General features: G+C 74.3%; 1 protein-coding gene. It reads left to right on the forward strand.

What is annotated here, in order from left to right; genetic code table 11:
• Nucleotides 1–6: 6 nt before the first annotated feature.
• Nucleotides 7–21,315, forward strand: coding sequence for a non-ribosomal peptide synthetase (locus ACZ56E_RS03250; RefSeq protein ID WP_471210433.1), 21,309 nt, complete (start codon nucleotides 7–9; stop codon nucleotides 21,313–21,315).
• The last annotated feature ends 84 nt before the right edge of the window (nucleotides 21,316–21,399 follow it).

Here is a 21,399-nt window from a genome sequence, read left to right on the forward strand (position 1 = left end):
ACGACCATGACGTCTTCGACCCCTTCGAACTCGGCTTCGAACCCGGGCTCGGGCCCCGCCGACTCCGCACGGCCGTCCCGGCGGGCCCGCGCCGAGGCCCTGCCCGAGGAGATGCGGGAGGCGCTGCGCCGACGGCTCGCCGGGCGGACCGGCGGCTCTGCCCAGGCCGCCCGGCAGGGCATCCCGCGTGCCGACCGGGACCGCCCGCTGCCGCTGTCCTTCGCGCAGCAGCGACTGTGGTTCCTGGACCGGCTGCGACCCGGCGACGCCCGCTACAACAGCGCGGTCGCACTCCGCCTCACCGGCGCTCTGGACGAGGAGGCCCTTGGTGCGGCACTGACCGCCGTCGTAACCCGGCATGAGGCGCTGCGCACCACCTTCGAGGAGACCGACGGCCGCCCGGTGCAGCGCGTGCACCCGGCGGGCCCGGTACCGCTGCCGGTCCGGGACGTCGGCGATCTGGACAAGGACCTCCTGGCGGAGTACTCCCGGCCCTTCGACCTGCGGAGTGGACCGCTGCTGCGCGCCCTGCTGCTGCGCGAGACCGCCACCTCCCACGTCCTGCTCCTGACGGCTCATCACATCGTCACGGACGGCTGGTCAATGGGCGTCGTCCTGGACGAACTGTGCACCGCCTACGACGCCCTCGCGCAGGGCGCCGTACCCGCGCTGCCGCCGGTGGCCACGCAGTACCCGGACTTCGCGGTGTGGCAGCGCACCCGGCTCTCAGGCGCCCGCCTGGAGAGTGAACTCGCCCACTGGCGTGAACGGTTGGCGGGCGCAGTGGCGCCCGAGCTGCCCCTGGACCGGCCGCGGCGCGGCGAGGAGGCGGGCGAGGGCGCCGTGAGCGCCTTCGCCGTCCCGGCCCCGCTGACCGCCCGCCTGCGCGACCTCGCGCGAGAGCAGCACACCACCCTGCACACCGCCCTGGTCGCCGCCGCCCAGGCCCTCCTCGCCCGCTGGTCCGGGCAGGACGACATCACCGTCGGCTCCCTCACGCCGGGCCGCTCCCGCACCGATCTGGAACGGGCCGTCGGGTTCTTCGTGAACACCGTCGTGCTGCGCACCCCGGTGGACGCGTCCGGTTCCTTCCGTGACCTCCTCGCCCGTGCGGCCGAGACGGTGAGTGACGCCTTCGCCCACGGCGACACCCCGTTCGAACGGATCGTGGAGGCGGTGGGCGCGCCCCGCGAGGCGGGCCGCAACCCGCTCTTCGACGTGCTGGTCCTCCTGCACCCCGACCCGCCCGCCGCGACCGCCCCGCGCGGCCTCGCCACTACCCCGGTCACCGTGCCCCGGCAGGCGGCCACCTTCGACCTGAGCATTGAGTTCGTTCCGGACGGTGACGGCCTGACGGGTCTTCTCGAGTACCGCACCGACCTGTTCGACCCGGCCACCGCCGGGCGGATGGCCGACCAGCTCATACGCCTCCTTGAGGGCGCCTGCGCCGCGCCGGACCAGGCCCTTGGCAGCCTGCCCCTGCTGTCCGAGGACGAGACCCGGCGCCTTGTCCACGACTGGAACCCCGCCCCGCTCCCCGTCACCGACACCACCCACCCCGAGCTGTTCGAGCGTCGGGCGGCCCGGACCCCCGACGCCCTCGCGCTCGTCGCGGGCGGCGAACGGCTGGACTTCGCCACGCTCAACACCCGCGCCAACCGCCTCGCCCACCACCTCATCGCCCACGGCGCAGGCCCCGAACAGCTGGTCGCCCTGCGGCTGCCGCGCACCGCCGACATGATCGTCGCGATCCTCGCCGTCTGGAAGTCCGGCGCCGGCTACCTACCCTTGGACCTGGCCCTCCCGGAGGAACGGATCCGGTTCCTGCTGGACGACGCCCACCCGGCCCTGGTCCTCGACGAAGCCGCCCTGCGCGCCGTGCCCGCGACTGCCCCGGACACCGACCCGACCGACGCCGACCGGTGCGCCCCACTCCTGGCCGACCACACCGCGTACGTCATCTACACCTCCGGCTCCACCGGCCGCCCCAAGGGCGTCACCGTCACCCACCGCGCGGCGGTGCACCTCCTCGCCGCCCACCGGGCCGGCTTCGTCGCGGAGGCGGGCGGCGGCCCGCTGCGGGTCGCGCTCACCGCGTCGTTCTCCTTCGACACCTCCCTCGAAGGCGTGCTCCTGATGGCCGACGGCCACCCGCTGCACCTGGTCGACGAGGCCACCCGGATGGACCCGGCCGCGCTGGTCGAGTACGTCGTGGAGCACCGCGTCGACTTCCTCGACGTCACCCCGTCCTACCTGCGGCAACTGCTGCCCGCCGGACTGCTCACCGACCCCCGGCACCACCCGCGCGTCCTCATGCTCGGCGGCGAAGCGGTCGGCCCCGCGCTCTGGCGCGAGCTCGCCGCCCACCCGGACGTGACCGCCCACAACTTCTACGGCCCCACCGAGTGCACGGTCGACGCGCTGTCCTGCCGTATCGACGGCGGCGACCGCCCGCTGGTGGGCCGCCCCCTGCCCGGAGTACGGGCGTACGTACTGGACGACCGGCGCCGGCCGGTGCCGCCCGGCGTCGGCGGCGAGCTGTACCTCGCGGGCGGACAGCTCGCCCGGGGCTACGCCGGCCGGCCGGGCCTGACCGCATCCCGCTTCCTGCCCGACCCGTTCGGTGGGCCGGGGGAGCGGATGTACCGCACCGGCGACCTGGCCCGCTGGACCGCCGACGGCCGCCTCGACTACCTCGGGCGCGCCGACGACCAGGTCAAGGTACGCGGCCACCGCATCGAGCCCGGCGAGATCGAGGCCGCCCTGCTGGCGCTGCCCGCCGTCGCCGCCGCCGCGGTCGTCGCCCTGCCCGACGCGCACGGCCACGCCCGTCTCGCCGCCTACGTCGTCCCGGCACCCGGCGCGCCCCGGCCCGCCCCCGCCGACCTGCGGACGGCCCTGCGCGAGGTGCTGCCCGACGCCCTTGTGCCGTCCTCCTTCACCGCGCTGGACGCGCTGCCGCTGACCACCAGCGGCAAACTGGACCGCCGCGCCCTGCCGACGCCCGAAAACACCGCGAGCGAGAGGGAGTTCGTCGCCCCGCGCACCTCCGCCGAGGAGACCCTCGCCGGAATCTGGGCCGAGGTGCTCGGGGTCGCCCAAGTCGGTGTCACGGACAACTTCTTCGAGCTGGGCGGCGACTCGATCCTGAGCATCCAGGCCGTCTCCCGCGCCCGCGCGGCGGGCCTGCACATCGGCTCACAGGACGTCTTCCGCCACCAGACGGTCGCCGACCTGGCCGCCGCCGCGGCCGGCCGTGCCGCCGCCGTGCCCGCGCCCCGTCGGCCTCACAAGGACGGGCCCGCGCCGCTCACCCCCGTACAGGAGTGGTTCTTCGCCACGCACGGGCCGCTGCGGCACTTCGCCATGTCGATGCTGCTCGACCTCCCGTACGACCTCGACGAACGGGCCCTGGACAGGGCACTGCACGCCGTGGTGGCCCGCCACCCGGCCCTGCGCACCCGCTACATATGCGCCGACGGCGCCTGGCGGCAGCACCCCGGCACCGGCCCCGCGACCGGACTGCTCACCCGCCACGACCCCGGTACCCCGCCCGCCGAGGCCGCCGAAGCAGCCCGCGCCGCCCTGGACCCGGCGACCGGCGCCCTGCTGCGCGCGGCCCTGCTGACCGGCGGCGAACGGCCCCAACTCTTCCTCGCCGCACACCACTTGGCGGTGGACAGCGTCTCCTGGCGCGTCCTGTTCGCCGACCTGGAGCACGCATACCGGCAGGCGGCGGCCGGTGAGGAACCCGCGCCCGAGCCCGAGCACACCCCGTTCGCCGACTGGGCGCGGACCCTGACCGAACGGGTCCGGGCCGGCGACCTCGACGACGACCTGCCCCACTGGACGCAGGAGACGGAGGCGCCGCGCATCCCGCTCCCCGTCGACCTGCCCGGCACTCCGCTCGCCGGATCCGTGCACACCGTCCGTACGCGCGTGGACCGGGGCACCACCGAGGCGCTGCTGCGGCGGGTACCGGGCGCGTACCGCACGCAGGTCAACGACGTGCTGCTGAGCGCGCTGAGCCGCGTACTGGCCGACTGGACGGGCGGCGACCGGGTGCCCGTCGCCCTGGAGGGCCACGGCCGCGAGGAGGAGTTGGACGAGGGCGCCGACCTGTCCCGCACGGTCGGCTGGTTCACCACCCAGTACCCGGTCACCCTGACCCCGGCCGGACCGGACGACTGGGGGACCACCCTCAAGTCCGTCAAGGAACGGCTGCGCGCCGTGCCCCGCCGAGGCCTCGGCTATCAGGCGCTCGGCCATCTCGGCTCACCCGCGCCCGAGGCCCGCGCGCTCGGCCAACTGCCGCTGCCCGACGTGTGCTTCACCTACCACGGGCAGTGGGAGGCACCTGCCGGAGGCGACTTCGCGCCCGTCGCCGACGTGCCCGGCCGGGACATGGACCCCGACGCGCCGCTGGACCACCTCCTCGACGTGTCCGCCCTGGTGACCGACGGCCAACTGGAGATCACCTGGCACTACAGCGACCAGGTCCACCGGGAGGGAACAGTCCGGGACTTGGCCGACGGCATGGTGCGGGCGCTCACCGCCATCGCCGAGCACTGCGCCCGCCCCGGCGCGGGCGGACGTACGCCCTCCGACTTCCCGCTGGCCCGCCTCGACCAGGCCGGAGTGGACCGGATCGTCGGCGACGGCCGGGACATCGAGGACCTGCTGCCGCTCACCCCGCTCCAGGAAGGCATGCTCTTCCACCGGCTGGTCGGCGGCGAGGACGACGTGTACGTCGACCAGGCCGCACTGCTCCTTGAAGGCGTGAGCGACCCGGACGCCCTCGCCCTCGCCTGGCAGCGGGTCACCGACCGCACCCCCGCCCTGCGCACCTCGGTGGTGTGGGAGGGCTTCCCGGTGCCGCTCCAGGTCGTGCACCGCCGCGTCGAGGTCCCCGTCGTCCAGTTGGACTGGCGCGAGCTGGATGCGGCGGAGCGGGCCGAGCGCCTCGACCGGCTGCGCGCCGACGACCTCGCTCGCGGCCTCGACCTCGGCACGGCACCCCTGATGCGGCTCACCCTCGTCCGGCTCCCCGACGCCCGGCTGCACCTCCTGTGGACCTCCCACCACCTGATCCTGGACGGCTGGAGCCTCGCCCAGGTACTCACCGAGGTGTCCGAGGAGTACGGGGCGCTCACCACCGGCGCCGAGCCCCGGCCACCGGCCCGCAGGCCGTTCGGCGATTACGTACGCTGGTTGGCCGACCGGGACACCGAGGCCGCCCACGCGCACTGGCGGACGGTCCTCGACGGGTTCGCCACCCCCACCCCGCTGCCCGTCGACCGCGTCCGGCGCCCCGGTCACGAGACCCGGTCCGCCGACGTGCACACATGCGGCCTGTCGGACGAGGTTTCCGCCCGCCTCGCGCACACCGCCCGGACGGCCGGACTCACCCTCGGCACCGTGGTGCAGGCGGCCTGGGCGCTGCTCCTGTCGCGCTACAGCGCCGAACGGGACGTGCTGTTCGGCACCACCGTCTCCGGCCGGCCGGACGACCTGCCAGGCGCCGAGTCGATGGTGGGCATGTTCATCAACACGCTGCCCACGCGCATCCGTGTGGACGGCGGCCGTACGGCTGCCGCCTGGCTGAGGGATCTCCAGGAGGAACAGGCGCAGGCGCGGCGGTTTGCGGCGGTGTCCCTCGCCGAACTGACCTCGCTGAGCGACGTCCCGTCAGGCAGCCCGCTCTTCGACAGCATGGTGGCCTTCGAGAACTACCCCTTCGACGAGGCGCGTTCGGCCACTACCGGGATACGGCTTGCCGACGTCTCCTCCCGTGACGCCACCAACTTCCCGTTGGTGCTGCGGGCTTACCAGGGCGAGCGGTTCGGCTTCGACCTCGCCTACGACCCGGAGCTGTTCGACGCCACGACCGTACGCGCCGTCGCCGACCGGCTCTGCCTGCTGCTCACGGAGCTGGCCGACGACCCGGACCGGCCCGTGCGCTCCCTCGCCTGGACCACCGCCGAGGAACGGCGGCGGATGCTCACCGACTGGAACGGCACCGAGGAGGGCAGGCCCGCCGACACGCTGGACGCGCTGTTCGCGGCCCAAGCCGCCCGCACGCCCGACGCCGAGGCGCTCACCTGCGGCGACGAACGGCTCGACTACGCCACCCTGGACGCACGCGCGAGCCGCCTCGCCCACCGGCTCGCCGAACTCGGTGCCGGGCCCGAGACGTTCGTCGCCCTCGCGCTGCCCCGCTCCACCGACCTGGTCGTGGCGGTCCTCGCCGTCCTCAAGACGGGCGCCGCCTACCTGCCCATCGACCCCCGGCTGCCCGAGGAACGTGTGCGGCAGCTGATCGCCGACGCCGGGCCGGTCGCTCTTGTCACCGCCACCCGGCAGAGCGCGGCCGTCCATGACGTAACCCTTCTGCTTCTCGACGACCCGGAGGTGCGCGCCGACCTGGCCCGCCGCCCGGCCACGGGACCGGCCGCGCGTGCGCTACCCGAGAGCCCCGCCTACGCCATCTACACCTCCGGCTCCACCGGCCGCCCCAAGGGCGTGATCGTCCCGCACGCCAACGTGGTCCGGCTGTTCACCCGCACCCGGCAGTGGCTCGACTTCGGGGCAGACGACGTGTGGACGCTGTTCCACTCGTACGCCTTCGACTTCTCGGTGTGGGAGCTTTGGGGCCCACTGCTGCACGGCGGCCGGCTCGTGATCGTCCCCGAGGACACCGCCCGCTCCCCGGAGGACTTCCTGCGCCTGCTCGCCGATGAACGGGTCACCGTCCTCAATCAGACACCCTCAGCGTTCTATCCGCTGATCCGCGCGGACGCCGAACTGCCGGACGTGGGAGCCCGGTTGGCGCTGCGCACCGTCGTCTTCGGTGGCGAGGCGCTGGACGTGGGCAGGCTCGCCGACTGGTACCGCCGCCACCCGGACACCGCGCCCCGCCTGGTGAACATGTACGGCATCACCGAGACCACCGTGCACGTCACCTACGCCGCTCTGGACAGCGGCCTGGCCGATCGCCCCGGCACCGCCGCCAGCCCCATCGGCACCGGAATACCCGACCTGCGGCTCTACATCCTCGACGACACCCTCCAGCCGGTGCCGCCGGGCGCCGTGGGTGAACTGTTCGTGGCTGGCGAGGGTTTGGCGCGTGGTTATCTGAACCGGCCCGGGCTGACAGCGAACCGCTTCCTCGCCGACCCCTTCGGGCGGCCGGGCAACCGTATGTACCGCACCGGGGACCGGGCCCGTTGGCGTGCCGACGGCACCCTGGAGTACGTGGGCCGAGCCGACCAGCAGGTCAAGATCCGCGGCTACCGCATCGAACCCGGCGAGATCGAGGCCGCCCTGCACGCCCATCCGGGCGTGGGGGCGGCGGCGGTCGGCGTGTACGAGGACACTGCGGGGACGCGACGGCTTGTGGCCCACGTGGTCGGCACCGGTGCGGGGGAGTGCGTCACGCCGCCGTCCGCCGCCGAACTCCGCACGTACCTCGAAGGACTGCTGCCCGCGCACATGGTGCCGGCCGCCTACGTGCCGATGGCCGCGCTCCCGCTCACCGCCAACGGCAAGCTCGACCGGCGCGCCCTGCCCGCGCCAGGACCCGACGGCTTCGCCGCCGACGGCACGCGGACCCCGCCGAGCACGCCGGCCGAACGGCTCGTCGCCGCCGCCTGGACGGACGTTCTGGACATCGACGAGGTCGGCGTCGATGACGACTTCTTCGCCCTCGGCGGCGACTCGATCCTCGCCGTCCGCGTCACCTCCCGGCTGCGCGCCGCCTTCGGCACGGACGTCTCACCCCGCATGCTGTTCACCCACTCCACCCTCCGCGACCTCGCCACCGCCCTGGGGGAGCCGGGCGACGCGCAGGCCGCCGACGTCATCCCGGTCGCCGACCCGGACACCCCGGCACCCCTGTCGTACGCCCAGCAGCGCCTCTGGTTCCTGGACCGATTCGAGCCGGGCAGCACCGAATTCACGACCCTCTCCGTGCTGCGGCTGCGCGGTCCGCTGGAGCATGCCGCCCTGCGTACCGCCTTGGACGGCTTGGTCGCCCGGCACGAGGCGCTGCGCACCACGTTCGCCGAGCACGACGGTCAGGCCCGGCAGATCGTCCACCCGCCCCGGCACGTGGACCTGCCGGTGCTCGACCTCCCGGACGACGCCGCCCTGGGCGCCCTCGTGGACGGGGTCGCCGCCGCCCCCTTCGACCTGGCGGCCGGCCCCCTGTTGCGGGCCCACCTGGCGCGCTTCACTCCCGACGAGCACGTCCTCGTCCTGGCCGTGCACCACATCGTCACCGACGGCTGGTCCGTCGGCGTATTGGCCCGGGACCTGGGCGAGCTGTACGCGGCCGCCCTTGAGGACCGCCGCCCGCAGCTGCCCGCACTCCCCGTCCGTTACGTCGATTACGCGGCCTGGCAGCGTTCCCGCGCCGACCGCGCCGATGCCGAACTCGCCTACTGGCGACAGGCCTTGGATGGCGTAACCCCGCTGGAGCTGCCCACCGACCGGCCGCGCCCGGCCGTCCGCACCCGGGACGGGGCCCTGCTGACCTTCACCCTGCGCGCCGCGCTCACTGAGCGGCTGCGCGAACGGGCACGGGAGGCCGACGCAACCCTCTATATGACACTGGTGACGGCATGTCAGGTTCTGCTCGGCCGGTGGGCGGGGCAGGACGACGTCACCGTCGGTACCGTCACCGCAGGTCGCGAGCGCGGTGAACTGCACGACGTGGTCGGCATGTTCGTCAACACGCTGGTGCTGCGCGCCCGGATCCGCCCCGGCGTGCCCTTCCGGGAACTGCTCGCCGAGGTGCGCGACATCGTCCTGGACGCGTTCGCCCACCAGGAGGTGCCCTTCGAGCGTGTGGTGGACGCCCTCCAGCCCGAGCGCGACACCAGCCGCACCCCGCTGTTCCAGGTCATGGTCGCCCTGCACAACCTCGGCGCCGAGCCGCCCCGGCTGCCCGGCCTGACGGCGGAGCCGGTGACCCCGCCGGTGCGCGTCGCCACCTACGACCTCGCCTTCGACTTCGTGGAGGGCGACGACGGGCTCACCGCCCACCTGGAGTACAACACCGGCCTTTTCGACGCCGAGACCGCCGAAGGCCTGGCCGCTCGGCTGCGTGTTCTGCTGGAATCCATCGCCGCAGAGCCGGGGCAGAGCGTGGACCGGCTGCCGCTGATGAGTGAGGACGAGCGGCAGCGCGTGCTGCGCCAGGGCGAGGGCATCCGCCTGCCCGAGCCGGACACCACCTTCCCCGCCCTGTTCGAGGCGCAGGCTGCCTGCACCCCTGGGTACACCGCGCTCGTCGCCCGAGACGCCGCGCTCGACTTCGCCGCGCTGAACCAGCGTGCCAACCGGCTCGCCCATCACCTCATCACCCAGGGCGCAGGCCCCGAAGACGTGGTTGCCGTCCGCCTGCCGCGTACGAGCGACTTGATGGTGGCCGTGCTCGCCGTCCTCAAGGCGGGCGCCACCCTGCTCTGCCTGGACCCCGAACTCCCCGCCGAGCGCCAGGACTTCCTTCTCGCGGACGCCCGCCCGCACACCCTGCTGACCGGCCTCGACGCGGCGCCCTGGGACCGGCTGCCCGCCCACGACCCGACCGACGCCGACCGCGTCCGACCCCTGCTGCCCGGCAACACCGCGTACATCATCTACACCTCGGGCTCGACCGGCCGCCCCAAGGGCGTCGCCGTCGAACACCGCAACCTGGTCAACCTCTGCCATGACCACCGTGCGGGCCTGCTCGCCCCGCACACCGCCGGCGGACGGCGGCTGCGGGCCGCGCTCAGCGCCTCCTTCTCGTTCGACACCTCCTGGGAAGGACCGCTGCTGCTCGCCCTCGGCCACGAGGTCCACCTGATCGACGAGGACGTACGCCTGGACCCGCAGGCGTTCTGCACCCAAGTCACCGAACACCGCCTCGACGTGGTCAACGTTACGCCGTCCTACCTGCGCGAACTCACCTCCGCCGGGCTGCTTGCCGCCGGCCGCCACCATCCGCGCCTGCTGCTGGTCGGCGGCGAGGCCGTCACCCCGGCCGGCTGGCGCGACCTCGTACGCGCCGAACAGGACCTCGGCGTGGCGGTGTACAACATGTACGGCCCCACCGAGACCACCGTCGACGCCGTCTACGGCCGCTGCGCCGACCAGCCCGACCGCCCGGTCATCGGCCGCCCCGGCGGCAACCTGCGCGCGTACGTCCTCGACGGCGCCCTGCGCCCGGTGCCGCCCGGCACGCCCGGCGAGCTGTATCTGGCCGGGACGCAGGTGGCGCGCGGCTATCTGAACCGGCCCGGCCTCACCGCCGCCCGCTTCCTCGCCGACCCGTTCGGGGCGCCCGGCGAGCGCATGTACCGCACCGGTGACCGGGCCCGCTGGGACCGCGACGGACTCCTTGAGTTCCTGGGCCGGGCGGACGAGCAGGTCAAGATCCGTGGATTCCGCGTCGAACCCGGCGAGGTGGAGGCCGCTCTCCTCGACCACCCGGACGTCGCCGACGCGGCGGTCGCCGCCCGCGAGAACGCGGGTCGTCTCATGCTCGTCGGTTACGTCGTGCCTGCCGCCGACCGCGTCCCCTCTGCCGACGCGCTGCGCCTCGCCCTGCGCCGCACCCTGCCCGATCATATGGTGCCCGCCGCGTTCGTGCCGCTGGCCCGCATTCCGCGCACCACCAGCGGCAAGACGGATCGGCGTGCCCTGCCCGCCCCGCCCGCACAGCCCGACAGTGACACGCCCTACGTCGCCCCCCGGGCGGGTGCGGAGGAACGCCTGGCTGCGATCTGGGCGGAGGTGCTCGGCGTCGAACGCGTCGGCGCCCGCGACAACTTCTTCACGCTCGGTGGCGACTCCATCCTGAGCATCCAGATCGTCTCCCGCGCCCGGCAGGCCGGGCTCGCCCTCGCCACCAAGGATGTGTTCCGTCACCAGACGATCGCCGAACTCGCTTTGTGTGTACGGGAGTCCTCCCCGGGGCAGGACGACGCCATCGAGGAGCCGGTTGAGGCGCCGCTCACTCCGATCCAGCACTGGTACCTGGACGGCCGTGACCCGGGGGAGCGGCTCCGGTTCACCATGACCCAGCGCCTCGAACTTGCCCCGGACACTCCAGGGCCGACGCTCCGGGCGGCCACCGACGCTCTCGTACGCCACCATGCAGCCCTGCGTACGCGGTTCCGCCGCACCGCCGCCGACGGCTGGCGCCAGGACGTCCTGCCCGAGGTGCCGGACGGCGTGTTCACCCGGCACGACGTGGCAAGCCTGGACGACATGGCGTTGGAAGGTGAGGTGCAGCGGCTGGCGGACGAGGCGCAGGCTGCCCTCGATCCCACCGACGGGCGGGTCATCCGCGTCCTGTTCTTCGATCGTGGTCCGGGGCTTCCCGGACAACTGGTGGTCACCGCCCACCACTTGGTCATCGACGGCGTGTCCTGGCGCATCCTGCTAGCGGACCTGGAGGCCGCCCAGCGGGCTGCGGCGGTCGGCCGGCCCGTGGAGCTGCCCCCCACCGGCACGTCGTACGGCCGCTGGGCCACCCGGCTCGACCGGCACACACGCTCCGGCGCGTTCGACGCCGACCTGTCGTACTGGACACGTACCGGCACGGCACCGGCCGAGCTGCCCGCAGGCCGCCCCGGCCAGAACACGCACGGCACCGCCACCACCCTCAGCGCCACCCTGGACGCCCGGACCACCGACGCCCTGCTGCGCGAGGTCCCCCGGGCCTACCGCACCCAGGTCAACGACGCCCTGCTCAGCGCTCTCGGCCGCACCCTGGCCCGCTGGTGCGGACGCGACACCGTCCTGCTTGGCGTGGAGGGCCACGGCCGGGAGGAGCTGTTCGCGGACGTGGACCTGTCGCGGACCGTGGGCTGGTTCACGGCCGAGTTCCCGCTCGCCCTGCGTGTCGCCCCGGACGGCGGCTGGCACGACACGCTCCGCTCGGTGAAGGAACAGCTGCGGGCGGTGCCGCTGCACGGCCTGAGTTACGGCGCCCTGCGCCACCTCGTGCCCGGCAGCCCGCTCGCCGGGACTCCCGCCCCGCAGGTCGGCTTCAACTACCACGGTCAATGGGACGCGGACACCGCCGACGGCTTGTTCCGCGACGCCCTGCCCCCGGCGGGTCGGGACACCGACCCGGACGAACCACGCCCCTACCTCCTGGACGTCACCGGCGTGGTTCAGGAGGGCCGACTCGAACTGGGCTGGACCTACCCGGCCGCCGTCTACGACCAGGCCACCGTCGAGCGGCTCGCCGAGGACATGCTGGCTGCCCTGCGGGAGATCGTGGCGCACTGCGCCCGCCCCGACGCCGGCGGCCGCACGCCCTCGGACTTCCCGCTCGCTGACCTGAGCCAGGAGCAGCTGGACGGGCTCGTGGGTGTGGGCCGGCACGTCGAGGACGTCCTGCCGCTCACGCCGCTCCAGTCCGGCATGCTCTTCCACGGCCTCGTGGACACCGAGCACGCCTACTTCGACCGCACGGCCGTACGCCTGTCCGGCGTCGCAGACCCACAGGCCTTCGCCGCTGCCTGGCAGCAGGTCGCCGACCGTACCCCGGCGCTGCGCACCAGCGTTCATTGGCACGGCCTGCCGCACCCGGTCCAGGTGGTCCACCGCCAGGCGGAACTGCCCGTACGCCACCTCGACTGGCGCGCGCTCACCCGCGCCGAGCGCGCCGACGCCACCGAGCGGCTGCTCGCCGAGGACCGCGCCGCCGGCATGGACCTCGGTACGGCGCCGCTCACCCGGCTCGCCCTGGCCGCGCTGCCCGGCGACGAGGTGTTGCTCGTCTGGTCCACCCACCACATCGTCCTCGACGGCTGGAGCACTGGGCAGCTGCTCACCGAGGTGTGCGAGCGTTACGCCGCGCTCACCGGCGGGCCGGACCAGGCGCCCCCGGCCCGGCGACCCTTCGCGGACTTCCTGCATTGGCTGCGGGAACAGGACGAGGCGGCGGCGGAGCGGTACTGGGCCGACGCCCTCGACGGGTTCACCACCCGGACCCCGCTGCCGTACGACCGGACGCCCGCCGAGGCACACCGAGCCCGTTCCGCGGCGGCCGTCCACCATGAGCTGGACGGGGAGGTCTCGCGGCGACTGCGGGAGGGTGCCGCCCGCGCCGGACTCACCGTGAACACGGTGGTGGAGGGCGCGTGGGCACTGCTGCTCGCCCGCTCCGGCGGACGCGATGACGTGGTCTTCGGTACCACCGTCTCCGGGCGCCCGGCCGAACTGCCCGGCGTCGAAGGCATGATCGGCATGTTCATCAACACGGTGCCGACCCGGGCCCGTATCCCCGGCGGGCCGGTGCTGTCGTGGCTGCGCGACCTCCAGGAACGGCAGAGCGACGCCCGCCGCTTCGACTTCCTCGCCCTGCCCCGTATCCAGGCGGTGAGTGAAGTCCCGTCCGGCGAGGCGCTGTTCGACAGCATGGTGGTGTTCGAGAACTATCCCGTGGACGAGTCGGCGACGGCCCGCACGGGGATCCAGGTCGAGGAGGTGCGCGCCGACGACGCGACCACCTTCCCCTGGTGCCTCCGCGCCCACCTGACCGAACGGCTCGGCTTCGACCTGGCCTACGACCCCGCTCTGTTCGACCCCGCCACCGCAGAGCGAGCGGCGGCCCGTCTGGCCGGGCTGCTCACCGCCCTCGCCGACGGGTTCGACACCGACCTGACCGACCTGGACATGCTCGCCCCGGCCGACCGCGAGCTGCTGGCAGCCTGGAACACCACCGCCCGCCGGACCGCGCCGCGCAGCCCGGTCGACCTGTTCACGGAACAGGCCCGCCGAACCCCGGACGCACCCGCGATCCACGACGGCGACCACTATGTGACGTACCGCCAACTCCACGACTGGGCGCACGCGCTGGCCGCCCGCCTGCGATCCGACGGCCTGGCCGCCGAGGACCGAGTAGCGCTGCTCCTCGACCGCTCCGCCGAACTGGTCGTGGCCCAGCTGGCGGTACTCCTGGCCGGCGGCGCCTACGTCCCCATCGACCCCCGCGCCCCGGAGGAGCGCCGCCACACCTTGCTCACCCAGGCGGGCGCGACCCTCCAACTCACCGCCGCACAGGTGGTGGCGGCCCGCCCCGGGACCACGGGGCTGTACGAACAGCCCTCCGCGCACGGCACGGGAGCCGCGCAGAAGCCGGCACGGCACGCCGAGAGCGGTCCGGCACCGGATGCGGGCCGGTCGGCGTACGACGCCGGGGCCACGGGGCGTGAGGCGTCGACCGCACAGCCCGTCGCTGCGGAGCCGCAGGCATCCGCGCACGGCGCGGGCCTCTCGCGGGAGTCGGCCCCACCCGCTCAGCTCGGCCCGCTGGCCCCCGGGACGCCGGACAGGGGTCAGCCAGCGCACGCCACCGGAACCCCGGAGCCGCACACGCCGCCCGCCGTGGCGGAGCCGCCGACCCCCGCAGACCCCGACCAGCCGACGCACGCCCTCGAGACCACGGACGGTCAGGCACAGCCCGCACAGCCCGCACAGCCCGCCGCCACGGCGCCCGCAGGGGAGCCGTTGCCGCCCACCGATCCCGACCAACTCGCCTACGTGATGTTCACCTCCGGGTCCACCGGCCTGCCCAAGGCGGTTGCCGTGCGGCATCGGGACGTGGCGGCGCTGGGCACCGACAGTCGGTTTGCCGGTGGGGTGTGTGAGCGCGTGCTGCTGCACTCGCCGGTCGCGTTCGACGCCGCCACCTTCGAGGTGTGGGCGCCGCTCCTCAACGGTGGGTGTGTGGTGGTGGCCCCGGGCGGGACCCTCGATGGGGCCCTGCTGCGGCGGCTCGCCGCCGGTGGAGGGCTGACGGCGCTGTGGCTGACCGCCGGTCTGTTCCGGCTGCTCGCGCAGGACGCGCCCGACTGCTTCCGCGGCCTCCAACAGCTGTGGACCGGCGGTGACGTCGTACCGGCACAGGCCGTAGGCCGGGTGCTCAAGGCCTGCCCCGGACTGACCGTCGTGGACGGGTACGGGCCCACCGAGGCCACCACCTTCGCGACCTCCTTCGCCCTCACCGACCCGGCTGCGGTACCCGGCACGATTCCCATCGGGCGGCCGTTGGACGACATGCGGGCGCTGGTCCTCGACGCCCGGCTGCGGCCCGTGCCGCCGGGCTGCCCGGGCGAGCTGTATCTGGCGGGTGAGGGCGTCGCCCGGGGCTACCTGGGCCGTCCCGGCGACACCGCCGCCCGCTTCCTCGCCGATCCGCTCGGCCCGCCCGGTGCGCGCATGTACCGTACGGGCGACCTGGCCCGGCGCCGCCCGGACGGCACCGTCGAGTTCCTCGGCCGCGCCGACGACCAGGTGAAGATCCGGGGCTTCCGGGTGGAGCCCGGCGAGGTCGAGGCCGCGCTCGCCGCCCACCCGGACGTCGTCGACGTGGCCGTCCTGGCCCGCGAGGACCGCCCCGGCGCCAAGCGGCTCGTCGCCTACGTCGTCGGACCGGCCGGCGAGGACGGCGAGGAACTGCGGGCCTTCGCCGCCCGCACCCTGCCCGACTACCTCGTGCCCACCACCGTCGTCCCGCTCACCGCACTCCCGCTCAGCCGCAACGGCAAGGTCGACCGGGCCGCCCTGCCCGCGCCGGACGCCGTTCCGGGCCGCGAGCGGGTCGAGCCCCGCACCGACGCCGAGCGCCGCACGGCGGACGTCTTCGGCGAGGTACTGGGCATCGAACCGCCCGGTGTGGAGGACGACTTCTTCCAGCTCGGCGGCGACTCGATCCTCAGCATCCGGCTCGCGTCCCGCCTCGCCGAGGCCTTCGACACCGGCCTCACACCGCGCGCTGTCTTCACCCACCCGACACCGGCCGCCCTGGCCGGTCTGCTCGGCGACGACCGGCGGGACTCCGGCCGCCCGGGGCTCGTCCCGGTCGCCCGTGACGCGGTCACTCGTGACGCGGGCACCCGTGACGCGGTCGCGCCGATGTCGCACGCCCAGCAACGCCTGTGGTTCCTGCACGAGTTCGAGCCCGACGGCGCCGAGTACGTCACCACGCTCGCCCTGCGGCTGCGCGGCCCCCTGGACTCCGACGCGCTGCGCGCCGCCCTCGGCGCCGTCGTGGCCCGGCACGAGTCGTTGCGGACCACCTTCGACAGCGTCGACGGGCATGGGATTCAGTGCGTCCATCCGCCCCAGGACGTGCCCTTGCCTGTGCATGACCTGACCCGGCTCGGCGCGGCGGAGTGGGAAACGGCCGTGCGCCGCCTGCTCGCCGAGGAACGCCTCCGCCCCTTCGACCTGCGCGAGGGCCCGCTGCTGCGCACCTGCCTGCTCCGGCTCGCCGATGACGACCACGTACTCTCCCTCGCTCTGCACCACATCATCACCGACGGCTGGTCCACCTCCGTCCTGCTCGGTGACCTCGCGCACTTCTACCGCGTCGAACTCGGCGTAGATAGTGCGCAGTTGGCGCCGCTGCCTGTGCAGTACGCCGATTACGCCCACTGGCAGCGCACCACCGGCGACACCGAGGCCGCCGCGGATCTCGCGTACTGGAAGGAGCAACTGGCCGACACCGCACCGCTGGAGCTGCCCACCGACCGGCCCCGGCCGCCGGTGCGCACCAGCACCGGTGCCACCACCCGCCTTGTGGTGCCCGCCACGACCGCCCGGCGGCTCACCCGGCTCGCCCGGGACCACGGCACCACCCTGTTCACCACCCTCGTGGCCGCCGCCCAGAGTTACCTCGCCCGGCTCTCCGGTACCGAGGACATCGCCGTCGGCACCGTCAACGCCGGCCGCGACCGGCCGGAGACGCAGGCCCTCGTCGGCTTCTTCGTCAACACCTTGGTGCTGCGGTCCCGGGCCGAAGGCGACCGGCCGTTCACCGCGTTCCTCGGTGACGTACGGCAGACCGTCATGGACGCCTTCGCCCACCAGGATGTGCCCTTCGAACGCGTCGTGGACGAGGTGCAGCCCGTCCGCGACACCAGCCGCAGCCCGCTCTTCCAGGTCATGGTCGTCCTCCAGAACACCCCGGCCGTCGACCTCGACCTGCCCGGTTTGGACGTCGCCGACGTCGAACCGGACTCGGAGCAGGCCGCGTTCGACCTCACCCTGGAGTTCGCCGAGACCGACTCCGGTGAACTGCACGCCCTGCTCACCTACAACACCGACCTGTTCGACGCGGCCACCGCCGACCGGATGGCGGGACAGCTCGGCACCCTGCTGCACGCCGTCGCCGAGGACCCGTGTCGCCCGCTCGGCGCGCTGCCGCTGGCTTCCGATGACGAGCGGGAGAACCTTCGTGCGCAGGGTCGGGGCACCTTCCGCCCGGTGCCCGAAGCCACCCTGCCCGCCCTCTTCGAACGGCAGGCGGCCCGCACCCCGGACGCCGTGGCGCTGATCGACGGCGACCGGGAGCTGACGTACGGGGACGTGGACCGGGCCGCCAACCGGCTGGCCCACCGCCTCGTACGGGACGGCGTCGGACCCGAGCGCGTGGTGGCCCTCGCGCTGCCGCGCTCGGCGGCGGCCGTGGTGGCACAGCTCGCCGTCGCCAAGGCAGGCGGCGCGTTCCTGCCCGTGGATCCCGACTACCCGCCGCAGCGACGGGAGTTCATGATCCGGGACGCGGGCGCCCACCTGGTCCTCGACGACCCGGCCGAGGTGTGGTCCACCGAGGGGCCGGACACGGCACCCACGGACGCCGACCGCACCACCGCACTCACCCCCGCCCACCCCGCCTACGTCATCTACACCTCCGGCTCCACCGGCACACCCAAGGGCGTCGTGATCACCCACCGGGGCCTCGCCTCCTTCGCCGCGGCGGCCGCCGAACAGTACGCGGCGGGACCCGGCGACCGGGTGCTCCAATTCGCCTCCCCGAGCTTCGACGCGTCCATCCTCGAACTGTGCGTCTCCCTGCTCAGCGGGGCCGCGCTGGTCACGGGCGAGGAAGGACCACTGGTCGGGGAGCGCCTTGCGGAGGTCCTCGCCGAACGGCGCGTCAGCCATACGCTGATCCCACCGGCGGCACTGGCCACGCTGCCGCCCGAGACCGCCGCCGCCCTGCCCCACCTGCGCACCCTCATCGTCGGCGCCGAGGCCTGCCCGGCCGACCTCGTCGACACGTGGGCCCCCGGCCGCCGCATGGTCAACTCCTACGGCCCCACCGAGGCCACCGTCGTCGCCACCTGGACCGGCCCGCTCACCCCGGGCACCGGCACCCCGACCATCGGCCGCCCGTCCGGTGCCACGCGTGTGTACGTACTGGACGCCGCCCTGCGCCCCGTACCGCCCGGCGTGACCGGCGAGCTGTACATAGCCGGGCCCGGCCTCGCCCGCGGCTACCTGGGCCGGCCGCGGCTCACCGCCCAGCGGTTCCTGCCCGACCCGTTCGGCGCGCCGGGGGAGCGGATGTACCGCACCGGGGACCTGGTCCGCTGGACCGCCGACGGCCGCCTGCGGTTCGCGGGCCGCGCCGACGACCAGGTCAAACTACGCGGCTTCCGAATCGAGCCCGGCGAGATCGAGACCGCGCTGCGGCGCAGCCCGCTGGTGCGGGACGCGGCGGTGGTCGTCCGCGCGGGGGACGGCCCCGACGCACCGCCCCGCCTCGTCGCGTACGTCGTACCGTCCCAGCCACCCACCACCCCGCCCACCCACCCCGACCCGTCCGGGCCCGGCACCTCGAACACCGAACTTCCCGGGCCTGGTTCCCCGGGCGGTGAGCCGTCCGCTGCCGCGTCCACGGACCCCGATCCGTCCGGGGCGGGCGCCTTGGGCACCGTGCCGTCTGCCACCGCGCCCGCCCACCCCGGCCCAGCCGGGTCCGGCGCGTCGGGCACCGAACTACCGGGGGCTGGTTCCCTGGGCGGCGAGCCGTCCGCTGCCGCACCCGCCGACCCCGACTCGTCCGAGGGCGCCTTCGGCAACGAGCCGCCTGCCACCGAGTCCGTCCACCCGGAACTGTCCGGGCCCGTGACCTCGGAGACCGAACTACCGGGGGCTGGTTCCCCGTGCAGCCAGCCGTCCGCTGCCGCACCCGCCCACCGCGACCCGTCCGGGCCCGGTGCCTCGAACACCGAACTTCTCGGGACTGGTTCGCCGGACGGCGATCCGTCCGCTGCCGTACCCACCGACTCTGACTCGTCCGGGGCGGGCGTCTCGGGCACCGAACTGCCCGGGGCTGATCCCCTGGGCGGCGAGCCGTCCGCTGCCGAACCCGCCCACTCCGGCCCGTCAGGGTCTGGCGCCTCGGACACTGTACGACCCGGGCCGGGCAGCCAGCTGTCCGCTGCCGAACCCGCCCAACCCGGCCCATCCGGGCCTGGCGCCTCGGACGCCGAACTGCCCGGGTCTGGTTCGCCAGGCAACGAGCCGTCCGCTGCCGAGCCCCCCCACCCCGGCCCGTCCGCGCCCGGCGCCTCGGGCACCGCACTACCGGGGACTGGTTCGCCGGGCAGCGAGCCGCCCACCACCCCATCCACCCACCCAGAACCGTCCGGCGCCGGCTCCCCGGACACCGAACCGCCCACCACCACCCCCACCCACCCCCAACCGACCGACACCGACTCCCCGGACACCGCCCCGCCCGTCACCGCGCTACCCGTCGCCGAACTGCGGCTGCACCTGGCGGGGTTGCTGCCGGCGCACATGGTGCCGTCGGTCTTCGTGGCCCTCGAGCGGCTGCCGCTCACCCCGAACGGCAAGATCGACCGGCGGGCGCTGCCCGCGCCCGGGCCCGCTCAGGTCGTCCACGGCCCGCGGATCGCTCCGCGCACCGACACCGAACTGCGCATCGCCCGGATCTGGGCCGATGTGCTCGGCATCGAGGAGGTCGGCGCCGACGACAACTTCTTCGCGCTCGGCGGCGACTCCATCCTGAGCATGCAGGTCGTCTCCCGGCTGCGCCGCGACGGACTGCACGTGGCGACCCGGGATCTGTTCACACACCAGACCGTCGCCGAACTCGCCACCGTGGTCCGCACCGCGCCCCAGCGCTCCGCCGAGGGCCCGGTGACCGGCGACGTGCCGCTCACCCCGATCCAGGAGTGGTTCCTGACCACGCCCCGCGCGGCCCACCACCACTTCAACCAGTCGGCGCTCTTCGAACTCGACGGCCGCCCCGACCCGCGGGCGCTGCGCGCCGCGCTCGACGCCCTCCTCGAGCACCACGACGCCCTGCGCATGCGCTTCAGCCGGGACGAGCAGGGGGGCTGGCGGCAGTTCAACCCGCCGCCTGCCGCCGGCGAGGACATCCTCGTACGTCATGACCTGACAGGGCTCGCCGCCGAGGACGCCGACGCGGCGATGGCGAAGGCCGCCGACGAAATCCACGCGGGCTTCGACCTCGCTCGCGGCCCGCACCTGCGGGCGGTCCTGTTCACGGGGGACGCGGACCGACCCGCGTACCTCCTCCTCGTCGCACACCACCTGGTGGTGGACGCCGTCTCCTGGCGCGTCCTGCGCGACGACCTGGAGACCGCCTACCGACAGGCCCTGAACGGCGATCCGGTCGCGCTGGGCGAGCGCGGCACCAGCTTCCGTGAGTGGTCCCGGCGCCTGGCCGCACATGTCGCCGAGGGCGGCCTCGACCACGAACTGCCGCACTGGGAGGAGACGACTGGCGCCGAACCCGCCCCGGCGGAACCCGCCGAGGCCACCGGGGACGGGCCGGCGACCGCAACAGTGAGCGTGGAACTCGACGAGGAGGACACCACCGCCCTGCTGCGCTCCGCGCCCACCGCGTACCGCACCCGCGTCAACGACGTACTCCTCGCCGCACTCGCCCTTGCCCTGGCCCGCTGGACCGGCCACGACCGGGTCCGCCTGGACCTGGAGGGGCACGGACGTGAGGACCTGCTCGACGGTGTCGATCTCTCGCACACCGTCGGCTGGTTCACCACCGTCTACCCCGTCGCCATCCAGGTGCCCGACCCCGGCGGCCTCGGCCCGGACCGCGACTGGCGGTCCCTCGTCAAGTCGGTCCGCCGCCAGCTGCGCGCCGTGCCCGGCAACGGCATCGGCTACGGCGCCCTCCGCACGTTCGGCCCGCCCGACGTCCGAGAACGCCTCGGCGCCCAGGCCCACAGCCAGGTGGTGTTCAACTATCTCGGGCAGTGGGACGCACGGCCCGAGGAGGCGGCGGACGGCAGCCTGATCCGTGCCGAACACGGCTCCTTCGGACGGGACCACGACCCGCGTGACCCCGGCTCGCACCCGGTGGAGGTGGTGGGCGCGGTGCAGCACGGCCGGCTCGCCTTCACCTGGCACCACCGGCCCGGCCGCCACGACACGGCGACCGTGCGCCGGGCGGCCGAGGACTTCGCCGAGGCCCTGCGTCACCTCGCCAGGGACGCCCGGGGAGGCCGGTGACCACACTCCGCCCCCGCGAGGCACCGTACCGGCAGACCGCCCGGCACGGCCCTCGCGCACCCCGAGCTCCGACCACCCACCCCG

The sequence above is a fragment of the Streptomyces sp. NPDC039480 genome (assembly GCF_055597165.1).